General features: G+C 49.4%; 23 protein-coding genes. 3 read left to right on the top strand and 20 right to left on the bottom strand.

The genetic code is table 11. The features are described 5' to 3' along the window. The first annotated feature begins 233 nt into the window (after positions 1 to 233). Entirely contained in the window at positions 234 to 941 is a 708-nt protein-coding gene (locus tag E3U44_RS15905; RefSeq protein ID WP_134359085.1) for a group II intron maturase-specific domain-containing protein, read from the top strand. 117 nt (positions 942 to 1,058) lie between these two features. Here E3U44_RS15905 and E3U44_RS15910 read toward each other — a convergent pair whose 3' ends face one another. The 11 genes from E3U44_RS15910 to E3U44_RS15960 all read right to left on the bottom strand — a co-directional run bounded on the left by E3U44_RS15910 (position 1,059) and on the right by E3U44_RS15960 (position 14,042). After that, positions 1,059 to 2,789 (bottom strand): ATP-dependent nuclease, encoded by a 1,731-nt coding sequence (locus tag E3U44_RS15910; protein ID WP_134359086.1) that lies wholly within the window; start codon positions 2,787 to 2,789, stop codon positions 1,059 to 1,061. A gap of 267 nt (positions 2,790 to 3,056) precedes the next feature. Further along, a complete protein-coding gene (locus tag E3U44_RS15915) occupies positions 3,057 to 4,700 on the bottom strand; it encodes a trypsin-like peptidase domain-containing protein (RefSeq protein WP_134359087.1) in 1,644 nt (547 codons plus the stop codon). A 256-nt stretch (positions 4,701 to 4,956) separates the two neighbouring features. Then, on the bottom strand, positions 4,957 to 5,163 hold the full coding sequence (locus E3U44_RS15920) for a hypothetical protein (RefSeq protein WP_134359088.1): 207 nt from the start codon (positions 5,161 to 5,163) through the stop codon (positions 4,957 to 4,959). After that, a complete protein-coding gene (locus tag E3U44_RS15925; protein ID WP_134359883.1) occupies positions 5,160 to 6,311 on the bottom strand; it encodes an IS4 family transposase in 1,152 nt (383 codons plus the stop codon). The genes E3U44_RS15920 and E3U44_RS15925 overlap by 4 nt, the downstream gene beginning before the upstream one ends. A gap of 80 nt (positions 6,312 to 6,391) precedes the next feature. Further along, on the bottom strand, positions 6,392 to 6,799 hold the full coding sequence (locus tag E3U44_RS15930) for a hypothetical protein (protein ID WP_134359089.1): 408 nt from the start codon (positions 6,797 to 6,799) through the stop codon (positions 6,392 to 6,394). A 92-nt stretch (positions 6,800 to 6,891) separates the two neighbouring features. Further along, complete coding sequence (locus E3U44_RS15935; protein WP_134359090.1) at positions 6,892 to 8,703, bottom strand: AAA family ATPase; 1,812 nt, start codon at positions 8,701 to 8,703, stop codon at positions 6,892 to 6,894. After that, the gene (locus tag E3U44_RS15940) at positions 8,696 to 10,762 is read right to left on the bottom strand and encodes an ATP-binding protein (RefSeq protein ID WP_134359091.1); all 2,067 of its coding nucleotides are present in this window, start codon (positions 10,760 to 10,762) and stop codon (positions 8,696 to 8,698) included. Before E3U44_RS15940 ends, E3U44_RS15935 begins: the two co-directional genes overlap by 8 nt. A gap of 11 nt (positions 10,763 to 10,773) precedes the next feature. Next, a complete protein-coding gene (locus tag E3U44_RS15945) occupies positions 10,774 to 11,658 on the bottom strand; it encodes a hypothetical protein (protein ID WP_134359092.1) in 885 nt (294 codons plus the stop codon). Between the two features lie 355 nt (positions 11,659 to 12,013). Beyond that, the gene (locus E3U44_RS15950; RefSeq protein WP_134359093.1) at positions 12,014 to 13,477 is read right to left on the bottom strand and encodes a putative sulfate exporter family transporter; all 1,464 of its coding nucleotides are present in this window, start codon (positions 13,475 to 13,477) and stop codon (positions 12,014 to 12,016) included. Positions 13,478 to 13,571: 94 nt separating this feature from the next. Next, positions 13,572 to 13,826, bottom strand: a complete 255-nt coding sequence (locus E3U44_RS15955) for a DUF5395 domain-containing protein (protein ID WP_134359094.1) — start codon at positions 13,824 to 13,826, stop codon at positions 13,572 to 13,574. Between the two features lie 12 nt (positions 13,827 to 13,838). Further along, positions 13,839 to 14,042 (bottom strand): hypothetical protein, encoded by a 204-nt coding sequence (locus tag E3U44_RS15960; RefSeq protein ID WP_134359095.1) that lies wholly within the window; start codon positions 14,040 to 14,042, stop codon positions 13,839 to 13,841. A gap of 146 nt (positions 14,043 to 14,188) precedes the next feature. Here E3U44_RS15960 and E3U44_RS15965 point away from each other — a divergent pair, with 146 nt between their 5' ends. Further along, the gene (locus tag E3U44_RS15965; protein ID WP_134359096.1) at positions 14,189 to 15,727 is read left to right on the top strand and encodes a sensor histidine kinase; all 1,539 of its coding nucleotides are present in this window, start codon (positions 14,189 to 14,191) and stop codon (positions 15,725 to 15,727) included. Between the two features lie 72 nt (positions 15,728 to 15,799). Here the strand turns inward: E3U44_RS15965 and E3U44_RS15970 are convergent, their stop codons facing one another. From E3U44_RS15970 to E3U44_RS15990, 5 genes are all read right to left on the bottom strand, one after another. After that, positions 15,800 to 16,618 (bottom strand): glycerophosphodiester phosphodiesterase family protein, encoded by an 819-nt coding sequence (locus tag E3U44_RS15970; protein WP_134359097.1) that lies wholly within the window; start codon positions 16,616 to 16,618, stop codon positions 15,800 to 15,802. Positions 16,619 to 16,766: 148 nt separating this feature from the next. Then, positions 16,767 to 18,440: an energy-dependent translational throttle protein EttA gene (gene ettA / locus E3U44_RS15975; RefSeq protein WP_134359098.1), complete on the bottom strand. Its 1,674-nt coding sequence runs from the start codon at positions 18,438 to 18,440 to the stop codon at positions 16,767 to 16,769. Positions 18,441 to 18,547: 107 nt separating this feature from the next. Continuing rightward, positions 18,548 to 19,123: a DUF1134 domain-containing protein gene (locus E3U44_RS15980; RefSeq protein WP_134359099.1), complete on the bottom strand. Its 576-nt coding sequence runs from the start codon at positions 19,121 to 19,123 to the stop codon at positions 18,548 to 18,550. Between the two features lie 67 nt (positions 19,124 to 19,190). Continuing rightward, a complete protein-coding gene (locus E3U44_RS15985) occupies positions 19,191 to 19,712 on the bottom strand; it encodes a Slp family lipoprotein (protein WP_134359100.1) in 522 nt (173 codons plus the stop codon). Positions 19,713 to 19,753: 41 nt separating this feature from the next. Then, the gene (locus E3U44_RS15990; RefSeq protein ID WP_134359101.1) at positions 19,754 to 20,239 is read right to left on the bottom strand and encodes a DUF5658 family protein; all 486 of its coding nucleotides are present in this window, start codon (positions 20,237 to 20,239) and stop codon (positions 19,754 to 19,756) included. A 151-nt stretch (positions 20,240 to 20,390) separates the two neighbouring features. On the opposite strand from E3U44_RS15990, the gene E3U44_RS15995 reads away from it, so the two are divergent. Further along, entirely contained in the window at positions 20,391 to 21,047 is a 657-nt protein-coding gene (locus E3U44_RS15995) for an esterase/lipase family protein (RefSeq protein WP_134359102.1), read from the top strand. A gap of 3 nt (positions 21,048 to 21,050) precedes the next feature. Here E3U44_RS15995 and E3U44_RS16000 read toward each other — a convergent pair whose 3' ends face one another. From E3U44_RS16000 to zipA, 4 genes are all read right to left on the bottom strand, one after another. Further along, the gene (locus E3U44_RS16000) at positions 21,051 to 21,467 is read right to left on the bottom strand and encodes a secondary thiamine-phosphate synthase enzyme YjbQ (RefSeq protein ID WP_134359103.1); all 417 of its coding nucleotides are present in this window, start codon (positions 21,465 to 21,467) and stop codon (positions 21,051 to 21,053) included. A gap of 84 nt (positions 21,468 to 21,551) precedes the next feature. Continuing rightward, positions 21,552 to 21,746: a (2Fe-2S)-binding protein gene (locus E3U44_RS16005; RefSeq protein ID WP_134359104.1), complete on the bottom strand. Its 195-nt coding sequence runs from the start codon at positions 21,744 to 21,746 to the stop codon at positions 21,552 to 21,554. Between the two features lie 207 nt (positions 21,747 to 21,953). Continuing rightward, complete coding sequence (ligA, locus tag E3U44_RS16010) at positions 21,954 to 23,981, bottom strand: NAD-dependent DNA ligase LigA (protein ID WP_134359105.1); 2,028 nt, start codon at positions 23,979 to 23,981, stop codon at positions 21,954 to 21,956. Positions 23,982 to 24,020: 39 nt separating this feature from the next. Continuing rightward, positions 24,021 to 24,920 (bottom strand): cell division protein ZipA, encoded by a 900-nt coding sequence (gene zipA, locus E3U44_RS16015; protein WP_134359106.1) that lies wholly within the window; start codon positions 24,918 to 24,920, stop codon positions 24,021 to 24,023. Positions 24,921 to 24,928 lie beyond the last annotated feature (8 nt).

A 24,928-nucleotide genomic window follows, 5' to 3' on the forward strand; every position in this document is an offset into this window, starting at 1 on the left:
GCCAAATATGCCTGATCTTCCGCTCTCTAATCTATGAGGGTTTTATGCTGAGCATTACTCCCCTCCAGTGATCTTATATTTTACAGGCATAGAACAGACTATGCCCAACTTAGATGACAAAGTATGCAGAGTATGCAGTGATTTCATTTCGTAAAGCTTAGACCACGAATTGAATATTACCACAAATCTATAAATAGCAATATACAAGACCTGACCCCTTATGCTGACCCCTTATGTGCGCGATCGGCACGCAGCAAGGCGGGCTGCTCTCGCCGTTGCTCGCCAATATCCTGTTGGATGACCTCGACCGGGAACTGGAACGGCGCGGTCACCGCTTTGCGCGCTACGCCGATGACCTGGTGATCCTGGTCAGAAGCCAACGCGCCGGTGAACGGGTCAAGGCCAGCATCACGGCGTACCTGACCGGCACGCTCAAGCTGACGGTCAACGAGCGCAAAAGCCGCGTGGTGAAAACCAACGACTGTACCTTCCTCGGATTTACTTTCTACGGGAGCAAGCTGCGTTGGTCGAACCAAGCCTTCGAGGATTTCCGGCACAACGTCCGAAAATTGACCGGTCGTAGCTGGGGCGTCTTGATGGCCTTTCGGCTTCACAGGCTCGCCCAATACATCAGAGGCTGGATGGGTTACTTCGGCATCTCGGACTACTACCGGCCTGTTCCCGAACTTGATCAGTGGATACGCCGGCGTGTGCGCATGTGCTATTGGAAACAGTGGCGCTATGCACGAACGAAAGTGCGTCATCTTTTGGCATTGGGAACGAGCAAACGTCATGCGATCTTGACGGCGATCAGTAGCAAAAGTTACTGGCGCCTCTCCAAAACGCTGGCCACACAAACCGGGATGACCAACCAATGGCTGAAAGACCAAGGGCTGATATCTGTGCGTGATCTGTGGATGAAGGCACATGGCTATGTTTGATTATTCTGGTGTGCTTCCCTTCTCATGAACCGCCCTGTGCGGACCCGCATGCAGGGTGGTGTGGGGACCGGGAGTTAGAAGCTCCCGGTTACCCGATTAGCACTCAACGGCACACCCTCACTGAATCGCCAATGAAGCGCAAAAGTTCGTTCTCAACTCCGTCAATCGGTCTTCTGCAATAGCGTTGGACGTCAGCGCCTTCATAATTTCAATAGGCTTCTTATCGTCTCGTGGAACCGGGAGGCCGAGGAATGCCTCAAGACAGTTCTGAAACTTGACTGGTGGCGCTAGCGAAAAAGCGTTGGAACTGTTTTCAACTAGGTCGTTCACGGCGCCATAAAACTCAACATGAGGCCCCGCATTGTTGTCGTCGTCGAGCATAACGCCATGGGGAATGCCGAACACGTCGAGTAAAGCCAAATATCTATGGAAATTGAACTTGCCGAGGACATCTATCACGCAGATTTTGTGCGTGCTCAAGTCATGCCAATCATTGGCAAGCAAGTAGTTAAACAAAGCACGCTCTGACGCCCCCTCCACCAGGAGGACCTTATCTGCAAAAAACATCGACGACCGCTCGCCATCCAGCCACAACTGGAACCGAAAACGCTCTTCTTGGACGGCTATATCGGCTTGTGGTGGATCGGCAATCATGCGCCTCGCCCTAGCTTTCTTGTTGTCCGCGATGGCTGGATCAGCCTCAAACGCGGTGAGCGCAGCGAGCAACTCCCCACCGCGCTGGAACACCTGATCAACTTGATCCTTGGAGGGCTGGTAGATCTGCGTAGTGCCGTTGCTTCTGTCAACCCGAGCTATTTGCCCAATGCTTTCACCGGCTTTACCCGCAAAGATCGGAGAATGGGACGTGACGATTACTTGCTGGCCAAGCTCCGAACTCAACCTTCGCAAGTGAAACGCCATACATTCCTGCTGGCTAGGATGAAGGAACGCTTCTGGCTCCTCGAAAAGCACCAAATGAAAATCGGGGTTGAACTCCTTTTCTTTAGGCTTTTTTTCTTCCCTAAACGTTGGAGCAAGTCGGATCAGCTCGTATATCACCGACCGCTGGAATCCATGGCCATACTTATCCAGATCGAATGCGGCATTACCCAACGTAGTATCCAGGAATGCAAATTTCACCAGAGACTTTGTAATGTCTTCTGGGGCGACGGGGTTTACGGATAAGTCAATCTTGATCTTCCAGGGCTCGATGGCAGAGTTGAGCGGGCGGGAAACTTCGTTCAAAAAGCCATTCTTCTGATTTGCCTCGATGTTCAATTCCTCGAACGCATCTGTAATCTTCGCAAATGCCGGGCTCTTAGCAACAACCTTCTTCAGTAGAAAGTTGAGCATGTTGCGCAATGGCGACGGGCCACTCATCTTTGTGTTCTCGGCAGGAGTACTCAGAGCCGGAACATAAAGAACTTCTCCAACCTTTGCGGAGCTTACGTTCTTTGCGCCATAGAAAAGATTGTCGAGAATCTTTCCGTCAACCACGCCGTAAATGTTGCTCTGGTTAGCCTTTACTCGGTCTTTTTCATTAGATTTGAAATACCGTCTAACCGTGAGAAATTTTCCGCCGGTAGCTGATTTGTACTCATCTGCCAACCCGTCCCACTCATCATCTGTCAGTTCAAACTGCAATTGCACCCAAGACTCTGCGTCTTTGGCTCCAATCTTTGGAAAGTCATGGGACGACCATTTCTCATCATAGAAAGCCCTAAGGGCGTTTAGAACTGTACTTTTACCTGCGTTGTTTGCACCAACTAGGAGCATGTAGTCATGGCCCCGAAGCTCCCCGTCGATGATTGATCGATAGTTGTGTATGCGGGCTTTTGTGAGCTTCATTCTCCCTCCTATTGTTTTTATTGAGTGCTAATCGGGGAGTTGACTGGCGGGTTCTCCTGCATACATAGAGGCACAGCGTCTGATTATGCGGGAGGTTCTGCCAGTCGAACGGTTGTTCGCGACGCGAAGCGGCGCAGGCAACCGTTTGGCACAGTCAACTCCCCGATTCGCGGCGCGAACGCTTGGGCTCACCGGCAACCAAAAGCGGAGTGGCTTGTAGCGAAGCGGAAAGCCGCGTAGCTTTTGGCTGTCCGGTGTAGCCCATTGTTAGATTTTATATTTGTCATCACTCAACACATCTTCAAGCTCAGGGATTGTTAGGCAACCGTTATTACCAGCCTCTTTTCTCGCTCCTTCCAGAGCAATTCCTACTACGCTAGACTTCGAATCAATGATTGGACCGCCACTATTTCCTTCGCGAATAAGTGCATTAATTTCGAATTTTCTAACCAAACTTTGTGTGTAAATTTTCGCAACCTTGGTATCGACCATAAAATAACTGTGTCCAGGTGCATATGCCGGAAAACCCAGAAGCTTAACATCCTGACCCATTTCTACATTATTTGCAGACCTCGAAACACTGTGTTTAGGTGGTTCTTTTCCTTCTTCAACCAGCAATGAACATATCGCAATATCTCTATGCGAGCATATCCTTTCAACCCTCAACTTATATTTTACTGTTGAGTCGTCATGCTTGAATGCCTCAAGGTCTTCAAATATCTTGCCTTTTTCCGATACTACGTGAGCACAAGTTACAATTCCAATATCTTCTAATTGGAATCCACTCCCTTGTGGAACCATAGCTTCGCCTTCCTCATTGTCATAACAAGCTTCAATTACCCATAATGCATTTATTGCATTTTTCTCTGGGTCGCTAGGTACTTTAATTTTGAATTTGTGCTCATCCGTTACTAGGTCATTGAATTGAGTAGCCAATTTTATGTATATTGGATCTCGTTCCGTTTTGACACTTCTTAGAAAGGCGAGCTTGCCTTTCACAACATGCAAAAATGACTTTGGTTTCCCGGAAGCTCTATATCTTGTATCATATTTTTCATTAAAATCCTTTTCTGCTAATTCATATCCATGCTTTCTCCACGCATGTAACATTGAAGACAATTGCCTAACATATTTTCGTCTTACATTTGTGAGTTCATTTACCGTAAGGCCTGTGACTTCCATTCTAGAAAGCCTGCTGCACAAGCGAACTTTGTCATAATTTATAAAAAATCCATTTTCTTCGATAATATGCGTTAAGGCATGACCAGGGGCTGCTTCGCCACCTCTTAATATAACTATTTCTTCTGGCAGCCTGCCTTTAGTGGTGGTAAATGAAAAGCTAATATCATCTGCATATCTCGTATACGTCCCATTTGTCATCTTCGCCAAACTTTGCAACTGCGTATCAAGCTTCCACGCGATCATGTTTGAAAGGATTGGTGAGGTTGGCGCACCTTGTGGAAGTGAATTATCAAAACAACAGATTTGAGCGAGGATGGTCGCAATACTGTTATTAAAGTTGAAAGGCGATGACTTAAACAGGTTTCTTATTCTTCCGAAATGTATTGAACCAAAAAAGTTTGACAAATCAATATTGAATATGAATCTTTTATCTAAATGCCGTTCCGCGTTTGTGACGATACTTTTATTCTTGGCAAATCCATGTGCAGATGGTTTTGATGGATATATTTCGTAAAACAGCTCTTTTAATTCACTTTGAATTTTCTTTAATTTTTTTGAAGGAGAGGCAATTTCCCTATGCCCGCCATTCTTTTTAGGTATTTGGAACTGATGGTATTTATATACGCCGTCAGTTTTATATATTATTTTAGTTAATTTGGCATAAGACATGCCAAACATACTGGCCAGCTCATTATGTGTAGTTATTTTTAGAAAATCTTCTTTATTCATAATAGGGTGGAAGGAGGTCTGGTAATTTCTCTTCTAAAACTGAGCGCATCCAGAGAGTCACAGTAACCATGGGCTCACGGTAAGCGTATAAGAGACACCTTTATTTGACCGCCGCAGATAGTCAGCGGAAATTAATTCCTCCAAACCTCCTTCCATAACTCTTTTTTAAATCTAACGCCTAAGTAAGTGGCCGGCCGCTGTTTGTCCGGTCCAAGCGCGCTTTTTGCGCGTGCTTGACTGCCTTGTTAGAAGCTTTTTATTTACTAGGTGTTGCACAATTTCTTTTTTCATTCATTTGCTTGGAAAAATTGTACTCAACAACTTGTAGCATAATTCTTTGTTGATGATCTTCGTCTTTTGGGTACCATTTAACCCAGCTACCATCTTCTTTTTCAAGAACGTAATGCTCCAGGTTTTTAGATTTAAGAAGGCTTATTAGCACTACTGTCCCATAAACTTTCATGAAAACTGCACTGATGCCTGAAGAGATAGAACTTCCGGTTCTGGCGGATCGCCTCGCAGCAGTGCTTGAAGGTCGCGCCGCTCAAACAGATTGAGCTGGAGCAATCGAATCATCTGCTGAAGAGAGCAGTTTATTTTGCTGACGAACTTGAGATAAGCGAGCAACAAATAGGCACAAAGGGCGATCCAGAGTTGGGTCATGACCGCGTTTTTTGAGGTCCCCAAGAAACGCTTGATTTTTAGATTTTGTTTGATCCACTTAAAAAACAATTCGATCTGCCAGCGAGATTTATAGATTGCCGCGATAGTGCTGGCGGCAAGATGAAAGTGATTGGTGAGAAAGTAATACTGGATGTGGGTTTCGGTATCTTTGAATCCGATGCGGCGTAGAGCGATGGGGCAGTTTTGGGCCTTGGCACCGGTCAGTTCGAGGGTCTGATCGCTCGTCAGGCCCTTGGATTTATCGACTTTACGGCGGTCAACCACGCGATAGCGGGCCTTTTTACGTTGGCGCGTGACAAAAAAGATGCCCTGGGTATGGAGTTGATGATACCAGGCATAATCAGTATAGCCCCGATCGAAGACCACGATACTGCCTTTGGGTAATGCCAAAGTACGGGCCACGGTGATATCATGGACTTTGCCGTCAGTGACGGTCATCAATGCAGGGAGCAGCCCGTCATGATCCAAGCCAAGGTGGAGTTTGACAGCGCCTTTGGTGGTGCGAAACCTGGCCCAAGGAAAGACGCTCAGACACAGATCGAGAGTAGAAGCGTCAAGTGAGTAGAGTTTGTTTTTGAACCGGAAACCGTGGCGGGGAGCGAGCCCTTGACAGCGGGAAAACAGTTTGGTGAATAACGCTTCGTACAGGGCATAGGGTTGTTTCTCATTGACCCGGGCCAGAGAGGAGCGGCTCACCGGCACGGCACCTAAAGGGTAGAGTTTTCTGGCCTGGGCAGACAGATTACTGACTACATCACGCAAACTCGTGCGTCCTGATAGCTGTGCCAGGGCCATGGAAACAAATTGTGACCAACGGGTCATCTTGCGTAGTTTCCGGCCCTCGTGGTGTCGATTTGCCAGCACCTCGAATTCATGTCTCGGAACTAGTTTGAGTAGCTGAGAAAATACGGTATTATGATGCGCCAAGGCCTGAACTCCTTCTTGTTCTTCAATGACTTGTCGTGATTTCATTGTATCAAAACAAGTGGGTTTTCAGGCCTTTTTCGTTAATTCTTAGTGGGACAGTAGTGATTTATTCCATATTTATGCCGCAACAACTCAACTGTGAACACGTGCCGCCAAAGTAGTTGGTAAAAGACGTCAAGCTTGACCCCAGCATTCTCGAAAAAATTCAAAATGTTAGAATTAGAAATATAATTCAAGGACAATGTCTCCGGTGGCAACTCGATAATATGATCTTCTAAATCAGATAATTGCCTAAGCAGCGCACTCTTTCCCACTCCTGTTCTGCCAGTGATAACCCGCTTTGGGTCATCGCAGTCCCGCAAAATATGCAAATCACCAGTATCGACAAAACAACTCCTTAGATATTTCTGATCTTCCTCTGCATCCGCCGCACCAATGTTTATATGACGCTTAAAAACATATTCTGGCCTCACTTTAGTTTTTGCCATTTAAATATCTTCCTATGCAGATACGGCATCTTACTAATAGACAATCTCAGTGTTATCGTGATAATAGGTAGATTAAAGAAAAAATATCGCTATTATTTCTCCAAAATCAAACGTCCCCGCTCGGTGAGTTCCCGCCCTTTTGTTGTCAGGGAAATCGCTTCCAATTGGAGCAGGTAGGGTTCAATCATCTGGGTGATTTCTTCCCGTTCAACCGGAAGGAGCGAGACTAGTGCGCTTAATCCTCTAGGCCCGCTTTGTAGAGCTTTTAGATAAGTATGATCAAGTTGCCGTAGCCCATGGGTATCCACCCGCCAGCTCTCCGTGGATATCCGTTCCAGTCCCATTTCATTGAGGGGGTATTGCTTTTCATCAAACAGATGGTGACTTAGCATTTCCTCGGCCCGTTGAATGGCAACCCGAGGATTTAACCGGCCCCGTTTAGCCAGCCCCACCAGGAAGGATTCTTCCACGGTTTTACCGGATTTTTGAAAAACCGGCTTAATGATGGCGGCCACCTCCTCCGCCGTATAGGGTACGAGGTCGATGATTCGAAATCGGCTGAGAAAGGGGCTGGGAAGCAATCCTGGAGTGGTCGTTGCCGCCAGCAAGGTGGCATTTTTAAAATCGCCCACTACTTTTTTGCCAACCGCCCGCTTCTCCTTGGGCTCAAACATATTCAAAAAGGCATCCGCATTGCGGCGCAATTCATGCACTTCATCGAGAAAGATCACCAGGGGAGGATATTCCAGCTTTTTGAGCCCGGATTCGGTGCCCACTTCAATAGGCTCTTGCCCATTTTTTTGCAGGGTTTGATTAATTCTCTCCAGAAGACTGTCCACATCCCGCACTGTCGTTGCAGGAACATCTACTAGAGGTAATCCCAAGGCTTTTGCCACCCGCCGAGCCAGTTCGGTTTTACCCAAACCGCCTGGTCCAGAAAACATTAAGTTGATCGGCATTGTTGGGGGATTGCTTTGTTTCAATGCCAAGGTGCACTCAATTTTTAATCGCCGCACCGCAGCGTAATTACCTATGTAGCCGGCAAACGCCGCCTCGATTTTCTCGGCGAACTCCGATTGCGTCCCGGAACTTTCCTTTTCTAAATCAGGGGTAACGCGAAAAATCTCCAGTCTTCCCGTCTCGAAAGCCGGCCCTTTAACGGCATTGAGCAGGTGCAAGTAAAATAACACCTGGGCAATTTGCAGTTCAATCTGTCCTTGCAAGCCAAACTTGTATTCCCATACCTCCGGGCGCCCCGTCTCCCCATTCAACATGACCGCATCCGGCTTGCCTCGAAGATGTAACCGCTGGCCTTTCCATTCAATCTCTCCTTCCATATAACTTTCCGTGTCTAGAAAAAAGGCGCTGGGGGAAAAATGATCCGCATCCACACTCCCAAGTTTCTTGGCGATATCCCCCAACCAGAGCTTGATGCACTCCACGGCCAAATCGGAACATTCAAATTTCTGGGGATCTCTCAACAACCCCGATCCTTGAATAAGGGGAAGCAATCGCCTTGAGAAAAGAATGCTCCAAAGATAATCTACTCGCTGTTCTTCGTTATCCTTGACCAAGGCTTCCCGTAAAATCGGGGCGCCCTCGCGACGGAAAAATTTAACCGACTCGTGAATCCACTGGTGAGTCAGAAGGCCGGCTTCTTTAAAGGAGACGAAATTGCTTCGATTTATCCCATCAAGAGAGGCGGCAACTCGCTCTCGATAGCAAGGCAAAACAATTTCCAGAATTTGCTTGGCACGGCTGACCGTCAGGGAAGGAACTCCCCGTTTATTCTTAGCAGGAGGATGTTTGGCCACATGGGAAAAGAGCGCATCGAAAATAGGCGGTTCAATGTGAGCCCGAAGCTCCGGACCCAGTTCCAGGGATAAAAGCTGGGACTTAAGCATAGACCTCCTCCACAGACCAGATCAGGATCTGATTCTCCTCCACGGTGTCAACATCTTCCGGATAGCGCAATAAATCGTGGCAGAGAGGCTCCGAGGCAATGGCCTTCCTTAATTCTTCTGGCGTCACTTCCAAGTTATGGATAGTTTTTAACCGGCGACGGAGGCGCTCAAAAATCAGCCAGCGGTCTGATTTCATGAGGGCTCTGACCGCACTCACTAAGTCCTGGGACGGCACTTGAATTTGGGCTTGAATTTGAGTAGGCATTGGCATGGGAGGGAGGGGCAGAGTTGAAGCGGAAACAGAAGCAGAATGGGGATTAACCAATGCCAAGATTTTTTTAGCCACTTGGCTCTGGGCAAGTGTTGGGATTTCCCCCAGACATTGTTTGATATTTTCAGGAGTTGGAGGCGGATCGGTATTCAAGCCCGCGAATTCTTGTTCCCGCAAGCTGGCTAGAACTTCTCCCAAGGCATAGGCGTCACCGATTTCCGGTCGTGGTAAATGGATAAAGATTTTATCTTTTTGAAATTCAGTCAGCCGCTGGCTCGTGACTTTTCCAGAGATAGGGACTTTACCGTCTCTAATAAGTACGCTTTCCCGAGGGAGAGGCATGACCTTTTTCATAAAATTGGGAAACTGCGCCCCTTGGTGGATATGGTGACCCAGGAGGCGCACTTCACAGCCATCAATTTTTAAAAGGATATCTGTTCCCCGAAAATTTGCTTCAGAGGCCAGGGGTCCCAGGTGGGACTCAAATGCCCGCCCTTCTGCCGCGCAAAGCACTTCCAGAACTTCACAGAATCTATCGGCCAGGATGTCTTTGTTGATTTCCAGCTCGTTTTCATCAATCTTTGCCCGGGCCTTATCAAAGGCCGTCTCAATTTCCCCTCCCAACTTAACGGGCTTTTCCACTTGGCCACGGGTAACTGCCGAGTACCTCGCCTTGGCCTGGCGTAAAAGTTGGCGTGGGTAAAGTGGCGCGCCCTCTACCAGTTCCCTCATATCTGTTTCCCCCAAAGGATAGAGGGGATTATTGATACCCTGTGCTATTCTCAACCGCACCAATTCAGGTGTTGCCAGCCTGAGTTTTATCAGCGCCTCCTTTTCCTTAAGATCCCCCAAGGGTTGTAAGGCCACCACAGGAAGGGGCTCTTCCAGTCGGTCCCGGAGAGCCGTGCTAAATTGGCTTTTCCAAAAATCGAATTTGTCATCTATCAAACTCACCACGAGATACCAGTGCTTGCTCTCGTCAATGAGGGCAAAGAACAAATGTTGAAAGGCATCGACAAGGGCGGGTTGGGTCATCAAATCAAGCTGGTCGAGAACCAGCACGATGGGGGTTCCCTTAGGGACTGTCGCCCGGCCCAGCCGGCTTAGAATTGGTAATTTCATTTCTTCAGGCAGGGGTTCCCTTTGCCCAATGGCGGCCAGTTCCTGATCGATTAAATTCGTGGACCCGGCTAACCAACGAAAGGCCAATTCACTTCTTTCGGGATGGAGAATATGGGCCAGAATACGGGCCAGATCCGGCTCCTGGGGGAATTGTTGGGTGACCAGGTAGTGTTGGGCTTTAGAGAAAAACAGTTCCGGGTCTGCCTGGGCGGCTTCATGGAACTCATCTAGGGTGCCGTTAAACCGAAAACCATCCCTGAGCAGTTCATATAACAATCCATGGAGCTGGGTGTAAGGTTTGACTTCGCCATTTAGGCAAGGATGCTTTAAGCCGCCGATGACCTTGCTCAATACCCAACTTAAGATCCCCTCGGCACGGGTGGGCGGGTTAGAGGCAAACGTAAAAATGGCCTCATGCCCCATCCTCCGCCGCAAGCGAGAGAACAGGTGGGATTTGCCAGAACCCCCGTTGCCGACCAAGAAACGAACCCGGGTATTGTGTCGAGGATCCTTTTTGACCTGAACAATATCATCGGTCAATGCCTTAAAAGGGCCTTGATTGATGGTTTCAATATCTTGAAAACCGTTCTCCTCTTCAGCCCAAATTTCATCTTCATTGACTGAGATGCTCAGGAAGGGATTAATAAAGCGGAATTGCTCATTCATGGCAGCTCCCATCAAGACAAGAGGGTCCAGTAATAATTAAGCCGACCCTCGAAGTTCCGGCGCAAAACAGAAGTCTCTTCGGCAGAGAGATCCCGGGGGCTATCATGGGGAATCAAGGCAATATGGCTGCGGGCCGCCATCCCCTCCAATAGCTGATGGAAGCGATCAGGATTTGGCAAAACGCCGCGCTCTTGGCACCATTGCCTATATCGTTGCCAGGTCCAAGGAATGGGCATCGACCGCAATCCCTCCCTTTGCGGAAGATCCTGTCCATACCAGCGAACGAGTAATTCTTCCGTTAAATCCTGATCCAGCAAATTTGCCGGGGGCGGGGAAGAGATCCCTTCTTTCCCATCTAAAAATTCGAGCAGAGTGGTCAGATCCAACGGCTTCTGGCGGTATGAGTTAATGCCAGCAAGGAGCCTCTGAAGGGAATCTTTTTGGGCTTGGGTGATAAACTCAGTAGGTTGTGGCGGCTGGATTGAAAAATAGACCGAGTTGCGCTTTCGCCATTGGAATAAATCCTTGGCATGGAGCAAATCTCCAACGGCCTCATCCAGGAATTTCACATAAGCTTTAGGCACACTACCCCGCAGGGAAGCCTCCGTCCAGGTGGGTTTGGCGTTAAACTGCTGGTGAAGTAATTTATCTTTAAGATACTCGACCGCAGAGCTGCCAAAATAACAGGGAGTAGCATTGCGTCCGCCTCGGTGAGGCGGATGGCAAAAAACTTGATGACGACGAACCAACTCCTCCAAAGCGGATTCCAACTCTGGTTTTTTGATTCTAATGTCTAGCTTTCGAAGCTTGGTTGCCAGGGTGGATAGGGGCGTAGGCTTGGGAAGTGCTTTGACGTGCTGAGCAATGAATTCTAAGGTCAGCTCATCCATAGTCATATGGGTTCCTTAAAATATTTTTTAGAATGATCTCCATGTTTGCCTTTGATAAGAGGGTTACCGCAATAAATCGGCTTTTAAACTCTTCTTATCGACAAAAGATAGAGCAACATAAACTCAGCCCCTCTTCGTGCCCACAGCGCACGCGACTTGTTGGCTCTTAGGGACGGTTGCGCTCCTTATGGGCGCAGGCAAGGCAGCACGAAACCCAGCGCATTCTGCTCAAAATTTTTGCCGAGATAATTAACCAAGAAAAATAGGGGTATTTTAGCCACAGCCCCAAATTGATGATGGGTAGGAGCGGCCTTCTGGCCGCGGATACCAAACCGCGTCTTGAAGGCCGCTCCTACAACAATTACACCGTGGGAGGCACCATCCCATGGTGAAAGATCCAAGCCACGCCATAGGCAATGGGGGCAATAATCGCAAACAGAGCAATGGCGTAAAGCAGCGCCAATTTGCCCATCCCCTTGAGCTTGCTAAAGTCGGTGATCACGCCGATGCTGACAAAGGTCAGCATAAACATCATCTTCCGCATGGGTCCTTCCACCACTTCAGCGCCCTGGGTCGCCGTCTCGCTCAATTCAGGACCCAAGGTGGCAATTGCCATATAGACAAACCAGGCCAAGAGATAACCCAAGACGAATTTGGGGAAACGATGCCAAATTTCCATCACTCCCACCTTAGACTGCCCTGGCTGGCGCTCCACCTTGTAAACCCAAATTAGGGCCAAAAGAAAAGCCCAAACACCGATAAACATGTCAATCCAGATTTTGGTCACGATGGAGGCCGTCAGAATCCAACCCTCTTGCCAGACCACCCCCAAATTGGCTTCAGCATTGGCCCGCATGAGTTCATCAAGAATAGCGCCAGCAGCCGCATCGGCCCCGTCGGTCTTGACTGTCATGCCCATGGCAGCCCCGTTGACAATAGGCTGATTAGGCGCCACTGCGGTATAAAAACCGGGCAACACAATGAGCTCAATCATGGCAAAGATCACGATCAGCATAGAGACCATGACTGGCAATACGGGACGGGCCCGGATGGCGCCAGCAGTGGCAATAGCGGCCGAGACCCCGCAAATGGAAATGCCTGAGGAAAGGACTGCCGAAGCTTCACGGGAGAGGCGAAACACTCGCCGGCTGAGAGTATAGATGATAGGCCAAAATAATAAATAGGCCACGAAGGTGGCGGCAATACCGGCAAGGGCCAGTTCAAAGGTAAAGCCCGCCGCTTCGATGGACATGAGACCAATCTTGATCCCCAGATAAACGATCGCAGTCTTAATGAACCATTCCGGTTTGGCCGCTTCCTTCAAAAACTCGGCAAAACCCTTGAAGAAATTCCCAATAACCAGGCCGACCACCAAGGCCAGCATGTAAGAGAAACCTCCCCCCAAGGAAAGTCCCCAGGACAAACCATACTTATCGAACTCGTTAACGGAGGCCTTAAAGTGGGCTTCGTGACCCATAATCCACACCGCCCAGGTCATGACAAAAAGGAGGCTCCAACCGGCAAAAAAGCGTTTTAAATCGAGTTTCATGGCGGCCGCCCCGAGACAGGTCAGAGCAGTAAACACTAAATAAGTGACCAGTAAGGAAAGGAGCGGGTGCCACTCTTGGTAACCGGTCACTTTCAAGGCTTTATCCCAAGAAAAATCTCCCCACACCCAGGTCCCGGTTTTTGCCATCCAACCGACTAAATCCCAACCCCAAATAGAGGTCAAACCGGCCAGAAACATAATCAAACCTAGCCAGACCGCCCACCAATCTTCAGTGGTGGCCATACCGGAGTACCATCTCCGATTAACTCCAGCCATTGATACTTCCCCCTTTTTTCTTCTTACTCAGCAATCACCCGTCAATAATCCGGCGATTGGAATCTCAGGTTTTCCTGCGGCAGTTTTATGAAAGCTACAGGCGCAGCAGAACATAGCGGTTGAAATAATGATAGGCATATTGCCGGATCCACGTGGGTATGGTGTCGTAATCAAAACCCATGAACACCGTCACCTGACTAGATGCTGGAAAATCCCCCCTTTCCCGCAGGCACTGGATAAGGTCTTGGTCCAGTTCAAATAAAGTCCGACCACGGGCTTCCAGGGTTGGGTGGCGAACAATCCAGTAGGTACCGTCATGGATCAGGCTAACTTCCAAATCCGCTTTCATTACGGCATCACTTTAGGAAAGCAAAAATTGATTAATCAAAAACCCGAGTATTACTAGAGCAACAATCCCAACACCAATGCTCCAGAGACATAACTGGGTTTCCCACTCCGCCCAAGGTTCAGATTCTCCAAGCACTGGTTCACTGAATTCCCCTTTGCTACTAAGCTTCGAGACGATTTGCTCCTCGGTGGTTTTCTTCCCGTTGATTTCCGCCATAGTTTATTCCTCCTGGATAAGGTTTCTATATATAAGCCAACCCCATGCTCGGTGGCAACCTTTACCATTCTACTCAAAAAGTTAGATCGCAGTATTGTCCCCTGACGCTTCTCGGTTTAGTCTGCTCACCTTAGAAGAGGATTATCATGGGAAATAAGCATCCAAACCTGCAACCTTCAATACCCTTCTCTGGGTTGTTTAAAGCGGCATTAGAAGCCTGCGCCGATCGTATTTATATCTACGATGGGGAGGGGCGTTATCTCTACGCCAACCCTAGCGGACTAGAGGAACTTGGCTTATCTTTGGAGGCCGTGATTGGGCGCTCTTGGCGAGAACTTGGGCTGCCCACCGGCATTATGGAGCGCTTTGAGAATGATCTCCAAACCGTCATTACTTCTGGAAACCCCCAGATTAGCCTAATCATTTATTCCCGGGATGGGGGTAGTCGGTACTATGAATACCTACTCAGTCCCGTTAAGAACACCGCCAATACTGTTCAGATGGTCGTCGCCACCGGGCGTGATATTACCCCACTGATTGAAGCAGAAAAACAAGCCCAAGAAAATCAGCAGCGCTTTCGTAACCTTTGCGAAGCGGCACCTGATGGGATCGTGCTAGTCAACCCAGAAGGCGCTATCTCCTTGGTCAATACCCAAACCGAGAAGATCTTTGGCTACCCCCGGGAAGCACTGCTTGGTCAACCCCTCGAAAAACTTATCCCCGAACGTTACCGTAGACTACAGAAGCATTACCGAACCACTTACCGGCAATCGCCGTCAACTCGGGAGATGGGTATCGGTAGAGAACTTTACGGCCTAAGAGCGGACGGAACTGAATTTCCTGTTGAGGTAGCCCTGAGTCCTTTCGTATCCCAAGGGGGCACTCAAACCATTGCCATTATTCGTGACATTACGGTGCGAAAGCGGGCCGAGGAGAAAATTAGAGGACTGAACCGTTCCTTACAACATAAACTCCAGGAGCTAGCGAGAGCAAACCAAGAACTCGAGGCTTTTAGTTACTCGGTCTCCCATGATCTGCGCGCGCCCCTCCGAGCCATGAGAGGATTTAGTAGGGTTCTTTGGGAGGATTATGGAGAAGTTCTGGACGAAGATGGCAAACACTATCTCAGCCGGATTCAAGGAGCCAGCCAGCGGATGGGATTGCTGCTCGATGGCTTGCTCCAACTCTCGCGCATCAACCGCCACGAACTCGACCGTTCGAAACTTAATCTCTCCGTCTTAGCCGCTGAAATCGTCAACGAACTCCGTCAGGAGCAGCCTGAACGGGAGGTGAACATTGACATTCAACCGAACATGATCGCAGCGGCTGATAGTGGACTGCTCCGAATCTGCCTTGAAAACTTGCTTTCAAACGCTTGGAAATACACCCGAGAGCAAAAATACCCCCACGTGAAATTTACCTGTCTGGAAAAGGAGGGGGAGCAAATATTTACCATCAGTGATAATGGGGCGGGTTTCAACCCGAACTACCAGTCCAAGCTGTTCCACGTTTTCCGGCGGCTACATAATGAGCACGAATTTGAAGGATTAGGTATCGGTCTAGCGACAGTACAACGTGTGGTACACCGCCATGGGGGGACCATTTGGGCTGAGGGAGAAGAAGGCCAAGGTGCTTCCTTTTGTTTTACGCTAAGCCCCCTTAACCTTAAAGAGAAGAGGCGATGAGTAAGGAGAAAATTGTATTTTTGGTCGAAGATAATCTGGACGATCAGCAACTTTGCCGATTTGCGGGACCAACTATCCCCAGGGCTGGGGGTTAAACACACCCGCCAATCCCGGCTCTACCGCAGGCGTTGTCACCGAAGTTTGTGGCTGTGGGCCACTGGTGGTATGGAATAGGGGGTGCTGCAACATCTCCCCAATAGCCATGGTCTCGATAAACTCCACCCCCCAAGCGGCATATTCCAATGCCTTCTCCGCCTCGGTAATCTCATAAATAGCCCAGCTCCAGGGGTATTGGGCAAAATCTTTCCATCCTGGAGGAATGCGGGTCCAATTGCAAAATACATATTCCGGGTTAAGCCTAAGGGCGGCCGCCAGATCCCAGGAAGAGAGAACCCAACCAGTAGCCGCCATTCCCCCTTCCCTGGCAAGGGAAATGGCCTGAGCTTCGAATGAGATCAGGACGCATTGGGCCTTCACAGGCTCCAAAACACTCAACACCTGGGATACTGCCTTTTGAATTCCAAAACGTTGTAGGCTCTGGGTCTTAATCTCCACAAAGGCAGTCACCTGGGGAAACCCTTTTAGCCAAAGGACAATATTTTCCAAGGTGGACAGCTGCACCTCCGGAAAAGAGGGACCAAAGCGGGCGGCTTCGTTGACACAAATATGCTCAAGATCGGCCGAATTCATCTCGAAGATAGATCCTTCATGCCCTGCAGTACGCAGGAGGGTATCGTCGTGGAGCACCACGGGGATCTCATCAGCAGTCAACTGCACATCAAACTCCACCCAGCGTGCGCCAGCACTGACAGCAGCATCTAGACTTAGCAGGGTATTCTCCGGAAACGCTTTGGCATAACCCCGATGGGCAATCAATTGAGGTATTTTCATGAATAGTCGTCCTTTGGAGATGGCTGGACCATCCTGCTACTCATATTCCCCTTTTATCTCCATGGATAATAGAGCAGAAAAAATGTTCGAGCTAGGCCCCTAAAATTTAACACTAGCTCGCGGCCTCCTTTACCCTCCGCGTCAAGCCCTATGAAGACAAAGGCTTGTAGCGGATACGGTGGGGCTGATCCGCGGCCTCCCCCAAACGCCGACGGCGGTCCGCTTCATAATCGGCATAGTTACCCTCGAACCAAACCACCCGGCTGTCACCTTCGAAGGCGAGCATATGGGTGGCAGTACGATCGAGAAACCAGCGATCATGGGAAATCACAACGGCACAACCAGGAAAGTTTAAGAGGGCCTGTTCCAGGGCTCGCAAGGTTTCCACATCCAAGTCATTGGTCGGTTCATCGAGAAGGAGAACATTCCCCCCGGTGCGAAGCAGTTTTGCTAGATGCACGCGATTGCGTTCCCCCCCGGAAAGATCTCCGATACGTTTTTGCTGATCCGAGCCCTTAAAGTTAAATCGCCCTACATAGGCACGGGAGGGAGTCTCATAGGTCCCTACTTTGATAATATCTTGACCTTCCGAAATTTCTTCCCACACGGTTTTACTGGCATCCAAAGCTTCCCGGCTCTGATCCACATAAGCCAAATCAACCGTCTCCCCCAGCCGGATTTCACCGGCATCCGGCTGCTCTTGACCCACAACCATTCTAAATAAGGTGGTTTTACCTGTGCCGTTAGCGCCGATGATTCCCACAATCCCCCCGGGGGGAAGGCTAAAACTGAGATCATCAATGAGTAAACGATCCCCAAAGCCCTTGCGCAGCCCCTGGGCCTCCACCACCACATCCCCAAGACGGGGGCCGGGCGGGATATAGATCTCATTGGTCTCATTACGCTTCTGGTATTCCTGGGAGGTGAGCTCTTCAAAGCGGGCAAGGCGGGCTTTACTTTTAGCATGCCGCCCCTTTGGATTCGCAGAAACCCACTCCAACTCGGCCTTAATTGCTTTAACCCGCGCTTCTTGCTGCTTTTCTTCCAGTTCCAAGCGTTTTTCCTTTTGCTCTAGCCAGGAGGAGTAGTTCCCTTCCCAGGGTATGCCATGGCCACGATCCAGTTCTAAGATCCAACCTGCCACGTTATCTAGAAAGTAACGATCGTGAGTCACCGCCACCACCGTCCCCGGATAGTTCTCCAAATAGCGCTCCAACCAAGCCACCGATTCCGCATCCAGGTGGTTGGTCGGTTCGTCTAGCAGCAGCATATCCGGTTTCGAAAGAAGCAATCGACAAAGGGCCACACGCCGTTGTTCCCCTCCCGAAAGATAGGTCACCTCTGCCTCCCACGGCGGGAGACGGAGCGCTTCAGCGGCGACATCAAGCTTATGCTCGAGCTTCCAAGCATCCGCCGCCTCAATGGTATCTTGGAGTTGGGCCTGTTCCTCAAGGAGAAAATTCATTTCCTCTTCGCTCATCGGCTCGGCAAATAGCATGCTGATCTCGTTGAAACGATCCAACGCGGCTTTTATCTCGGCAACGCCCTCTTCTACATTACCCCGGACATTTTTCTCCGGATCCAATTGAGGTTCTTGAGAAAGGTAGCCAATCTTGAGACCTTTTTGGGGAATTGCCTCACCCTCGATATCCTTGTCAATTCCCGCCATAATTTTAAGCAAGGTGGATTTTCCTGCGCCATTGAGACCTAACACCCCAATCTTCGCCCCCGGGAAAAAAGACAGGGAGATATCACGCAGAATAACCCGCTTCGGTGGTACTACCTTGCCCACTCGCTTCATACTGTAAACATACTGAGCCATCAAATTGCCTCGTTAATGGTTAAATCAAATGAGAGTTTTCAGTTTCTATAAAAAATGCCGGCATTTTGCCGGCATTTTTTATAGAAACTGAAAATAACGGTTAGTGCTTAAAAAGGAATCCAGGACTTCTTGCGGGTGTAGTGGACATAACCTATGCTAGCACCGGCACGCCAACCTAAGCCCGTACGAATTGGGGCGAGAATAAGATCGCCGGTTTGTTGGTAATTGACGCTAACCCCTCCCACCAGATAAAGGCTTCCGTCTACCCCGGGAATCCGTTGAAAAAGATCATCAGTATCTTTGAGATGATAAACCAAGGTAAAAACCTTGGAAAGGTTGCCGCCAAAATCAAACCCCACCGAGGGACCTTGCCAATAGACTTTTTTTGTCCCCTTTCTTTTGGTATGCAAAATCCCTTCACCATAACGCAGCCCTATACCAATAGCGCCGCTACCCTCCGTCCCCGTAATATAGCCATTGGGACGACCCTGTTCTTTGAATACTTTCTCTATAGCTTGGGCAAGGGCCTTCGTGGTTTTACCAAAAAATTCCGAGGCCGCATCAATAATTGTCTCTTCTGAATAAGTCTCATCCTCTGCCTCGTCTTGCTTTTCAGTTGCGCCCACTGTCCCGCAAGCCACTAAAAATACTGCTAATAAAATTAAACGCCAAAATTTGACCATTTTCTCTAGTGATTGAATACGTGATACGCGCCGTAAACCTTCGCCCCTTCGGGTAAGGGGAAAATCACTACCAATAATACCAGAAAGGATAAAAATGATAGGGATAGTAAGAATAGGGATAATAATAAGGATAAGGATAATAATATCTCGCCTCTCTAGGCTCCCACAAATGATAGGTTCTCACTTGCACCAGGGGAAACAAATAAGGGTATTCTCCAATTTGACCTTCGACAAGCTTCTCCACAGAACCATAAACTGTCATCCCTCGCCCTTTCTGATAAATCACCGGTTCTAAGAAACCCTCTACCTGGGCCCAAAACCGTCCAGGGCTAAAATCTGTCTCTTTTGGCCGCCCGTCATTGCCCAATTCCCGGGCGACAATTTCTATTATCGTGGTTTCTGCTTTGTTCTGAATACTGGCAATGGTTCCCCCCCAGCGTACAATGCTTCCTTGGTAATGGGCAATATCTTCTTGAACTGCGTTGAGGCTCGGGCTTTCCGGAGGTGGTTGCCGAATCATCACAGGGACTTGGCTAGCGCAAGCCCCAAGGGCTAGGAAAATAAAGGCAAGACTTATTCTCCACAGCATGGTGGTCCCTCTCCCGCACTTAACCTCCCTGTTTGGACTTATCAGCCAAATAAAGGTTCGATCAGCAATAAAAAGCTTTCATAAGCCACCAGCCCTAAATAGAGCAGCAGAAAAGCATAAATAAGCGATTGCACGCGAAAGAGACCTAACACCATAAAATTGTGATGTATTACCAACCATACTAGACTGAGCGTGGTAATCGCCATTTTCACTCCCGCAAAGAGGTGAGTGCTCATGTTCATCAACATAGCCATAAACGGATTGATCTCCACCGCACCTCGCTGGAGCAAAGATAAGGTGAGAATCGCATCCATAAAACACAAGCCTAAGATCACCACGGTGAGCCATAACAGCTGGGCTGGATATTTGTCCAGATAAACCCCAATGAGATCCTCTTGCCGCCTAATCTGACCACGGCGCCCCCGGCATCCCCAGTAATTAAAGTGGGGGAGCGAAGTGGAACGACGCTCCTGGCTACTGCGGCGATTGAAATGGATATTAGTTTTTTTAGCAATGACATAACTCATTGGCTTTGCTCCAGTAGACAATCAGTAAGCCTCTAGATCCTGCTCATAGCAAACAATAAGCCAAAATATGAAAATTAATTATTAATCAATAAATTATGTTTATATATTAAAGTTATTTATAAATAATTATGGAAAGTTTATGTAAAAATTTATGACAGGCTATTTTCCTCATCCTCCCAAAAAATCGGAAGCGGTCATTTTGCTCCATGGCATCTGGATGAAGGGGTTTTGTCTGTATCCTCTAGCCAACCGCCTTAGAGCACAGGGCTACCGAACCGTCTGTTTCAGTTACCGCTCCCTCCGAGATAGCCTTAATGAAACGCTTGTTCATCTACACCGCTGTATCGAAAATTTAGAGGCAGAAGCCATTCACTTCGTGGGGCACAGCTTGGGAGGGCTTTTAATACAGCAGCTATTAGAAAGATATCCTGAACAACGACCTGGAGGAGTGGTGGCACTTGGTACGCCCTTTGCCGGCAGCATCGTCGCCCGGCAACTTTACAGCCACCAGCCGGGCCGCTATCTTTTAGGACAAATCATCGAAGAGGGATTACTCATTGAAAGCGCCCCTCCCTGGGAATTTACCCAAAAACTAGGAATTATTGCAGGAGTTCGGGGCTTAGGCATCGGCCAACTGATTGCGCGTTTGCCCCAACCCAATGACGGGACGGTAGGCGTTATAGAAACAAAATTGTCGGGGATGACGGATCATTGCCTGGTCAGGACTAATCACACGGGGTTATTATTCTCCCCTGCCGTGGCACAGCTTACCGGGACTTTTTTACGCTATCATCATTTTACCCCCTAAAGCCTACTCTCCATACACGGTCACCGTGACCCGCCGCCGTTGGCCTGAGAAACGGTGTTCCCAAACATAAACCCCCTGCCACGTACCCAGGGCACAACGGCCATCCGTGACCGGCAGATTGAGTTCTGAGTGGGTCAGGACCGTGCGCACGTGGGCAGCCATATCATCTGCGCCTTCTTGCCTATGGGTAAACAAGGGATCGCCATCAGGCACAAGGCGACTTAAATAGGCCTCCAAGTCATGCCGCACAGCCGGATCCGCATTTTCACAAAGCATCAATGAAGCACTAGTGTGATGAATAAAGACATGACACAAGCCCGTCTTGATACCGCTACTCGTAACGATACGTTGCACCTGGTCGGTGATTTCCACCGTTCCACGACCTGGCGCCGTTATCTCTAACCTTTCCTGGATTATCATCCGCTCGATTCTGCCAGAGAATACGTTAGCGTCAACCCAAAACGCCCGCAATCGCTATCCCTGAAGAATAAATACTCCAGCAGGTCACACCGCACTACTGACTTCAGCAGTAGCCGCTTGCTGGCACTGTTGTAGAATCTCCCGTACACAACGACCACACTTGCCACAGCTACTCACCACACCTAGTTGGCGCCTTAAATCACGAAGATTATTAGTGCCCTGCAAAATTGCTTCTTGCAATTGCTTATCGGTAACGGCACGACATATACACACATACATGGCTTTAGTACCCTCTGTATCTTCCCTACTAGAGATCTAATTATAAATGCGAATGATTGTCAATACTAAATTAGATTTTTTTAGCCAGAACTTACGCAAAAGGACCGGAGTCGTCACATCCGCGAAGGTGGATATCCAGTTTTTTCCGATATAGCGTTTCAGGCTTCCGCCTACTGGGAAGCGACAAATGACGTCAGTCTTGAAGTATTAAGGGAGGGATGCCTTGTCGAGCAAATGCTTAAAATCCCCTTCGTCTAAGAGGGCGATATGGAGGTCTTTTGCTTTTGTCAATTTAGAACCGGGATTAGCACCGACGACCAAATAATCGGTATTGGAAGAAACGCTGCTCGTCACTTTGCCCCCCAGAACCTGCAAACGCTCCTTGGCCTGCTCCCGGGTCATGCTTTCCAAAGCCCCCGTCAACACAAAGGTCTTACCGGAAAGGGGCTGGGAAATTGGCCTTTTACCTTCTTTTTCTGACCAGCAGACCCCTGCTTCTCGCAAACGCTGGATCACCTGGCGATTGTAGAGTTGGCGAAAAAAAGCGGCAATATGAGTAGCCACTATCGGGCCAATGTCCGTCACCTCCTGAAGCCTCTCTTCACTGGCGCTTTCCAAAGCTTCCAAGGAACCAAATTCCTCCGCTAATACCTGGGCAGTGGCTTCTCCCACCTCACGAATACCCAGCGCGTACAGAAAACGTGATAAGGTGGTGTGCTTGCTGCCCTCAATAGCATTCATCAAGTTAGCCGCCGACTTTTGCCCCATGCGCTCTAGGCCAGCAAGTTGCTCCGCGGTAAGGTGGTACAGATCAGCCACATCCTTAACCAGCTCACGTTCTATAAGCTGATCCACCAACTTGTCTCCCAAGCCGTTGATATCCATTGCCCGACGCGAAGCAAAGTGTTTGATCGCTTCTTTGCGTTGGGCCGGACAGTACAAACCACCGCTACAGCGGGCAATGGCTCCCCCCTCGTCTTTGATGACCTCAGAGCCACAGATGGGGCACTGGGTAGGCATCTGGAAAAGGCGAGCATCAGAAGGACGGTGTTCTAGAACCACCTTAACCACCTCGGGGATCACATCCCCGGCCCGGCGCACATAAACGGTGTCACCAATCCGGATATCTTTACGCCGGATTTCGCCTTCATTGTGCAAGGTGGCATTACTTACCGTGACACCGCCTACAAATACCGGCTGGAGCCGGGCAACGGGAGTCAGTGCCCCGGTGCGTCCAACTTGCACCTCAATACCCAAGATTTGGGTCAACTCCTCCTGGGCAGGAAATTTGTAGGCAACCGCCCAACGGGGAGCGCGGGCCACAAATCCTAAGGCCTGGCGTTGATCGAAGCGATCCACCTTGAATACCACGCCATCGATCTCATAGGGGAGCTCATCACGCCGTTTCAATAGCCGTTGGTAGTACTCTCGGCAACCCGCTAGTCCCTCCACCACCTCCGCCTGAGGGGGGATACGCAAACCCCACTGCTCAAGGCGAGCCAAAATCTCGCTATGACGCTGAGGCAATGTCCCCTGTTCCACTTTGCCAACTCCATAACAGAATATCGCCAGGGGCCGGCTAGCCGCGATCCGAGGATCCAATTGGCGCAAACTGCCCGCGGCGGCATTACGGGGATTCACAAAGGTTTTTTCGCCCTTGGCAAGTTGCTCCCGGTTAAGTTGCTCGAACCCTTCCTTAGGCATATACACTTCACCGCGGACTTCCAACAGGGAAGGAATCTTCTCACCGCGCAAATGCAGGGATACGGTGGGAATAGTTCGAACGTTGTGGGTGACATCCTCTCCCGTCACACCATCGCCCCGGGTTGCCCCCTGCACCAGAATCCCTTCTTGATACAACAAACTAACGGCAAGGCCATCAAGCTTAGGTTCAGCCGCATATTCTACCTGTTCCATCCCTAAGCGCTCTTTGACCCGCCGATGAAAATCGGCCAGCTCTTCTTCACTGAAGGCATTGTTCAGGGATAACATGGGGATTTCATGCTTGACCTCCCCGAGGGCTTCAAGAGGCTCAGCCCCCACTCGCTGGGTGGGCGAATCGGGAACGACCAACTCCGGATATTGGGCTTCCAGATTCTGTAACTCCCGCATCAAGCGGTCGTATTCGCTATCAGGAACTATTGGATTATCAATAACATAGTAATTATAGTTATAGTCATTTATTAACTTACGTAACGTTTCTATGCGCTCCCTCGCTTGGGTCGACACTGTCATGATATCCCTTGGCGTATGGACGCTATAGGGGGTGTCTAATCACACGCCCATGGAGCGGCGGGTCCGATTAAAGGCCAGAATACGCTCTCGTATCTGCTCAATTGCCTGGGTGGTCAGTACATTCCGCCGTTCATCTCGGACTTCTCCATTGAGCTTTTCAGCCAACAGCTCGGCCGTCTCCAACATGGCATCGAAGGCGGCAAAACCGCCTGCCGGTCCAGGCAAACGCAAAAACAAAGTAAGCCCGGGAGAGGAAAAATGGTCCATCTGCTCCAAATCAAAGGATCCCGGCTCCATGATGTTGGCCACACTAAATACGGCTCGCCCTCCAGGCGAGTAAGCATGATAAATATTCATTTCTCCATGCCGAAGCCCCTTGCCCTCCAAGACCTGGACGATATCGGTGCCTCGAAACATACTCTTTCCCCGCGCTACTACCGTCAGTACGATGATAAGCTCAGGCCCCAAAGTCTCAGGCGGGGGCGGAGGAGATTGCGATTCAGATTGGGATTTTGTTTTGAACCACTTTTTCGGTAGGGCAAACCGGCTTTTTTTAGCTTCCTTAGTTGACATAACCTCAGTGCGCTCCGGTATTTTCTCAGGATGGTCCTCTTTAGTTTCCTCTACTAGGGTAGCCAAACCATCCAGATCCTCCAAAAATTCCTCTTCTGGTCCTCTCGACTCTTGGCTTCCCCCCGGGGGTTGAGAAGTTGGACTAGCCTCAGGTTCCTGGGGCGAAATCTTAACCTCTTGAGGGGGTTCGGTAGACCCTGCTGGAGCCTCTAAACCCTCCTCATAGGCACCCAGTGTTGGCATGCGTCTACGCCCGAGTTCCTGATCGCGAATTCCTTTCCGTTTAGCTTCCCATTGGCTATAAAGGTAAACCACAACAAGGACTAAAACACCGACTGCAAGCAACGCCAGGCGTAGATCATTCATAAAACTCC

Source organism: Nitrosococcus wardiae (genome assembly GCF_004421105.1).
Taxonomy (GTDB): domain Bacteria; phylum Pseudomonadota; class Gammaproteobacteria; order Nitrosococcales; family Nitrosococcaceae; genus Nitrosococcus; species Nitrosococcus wardiae.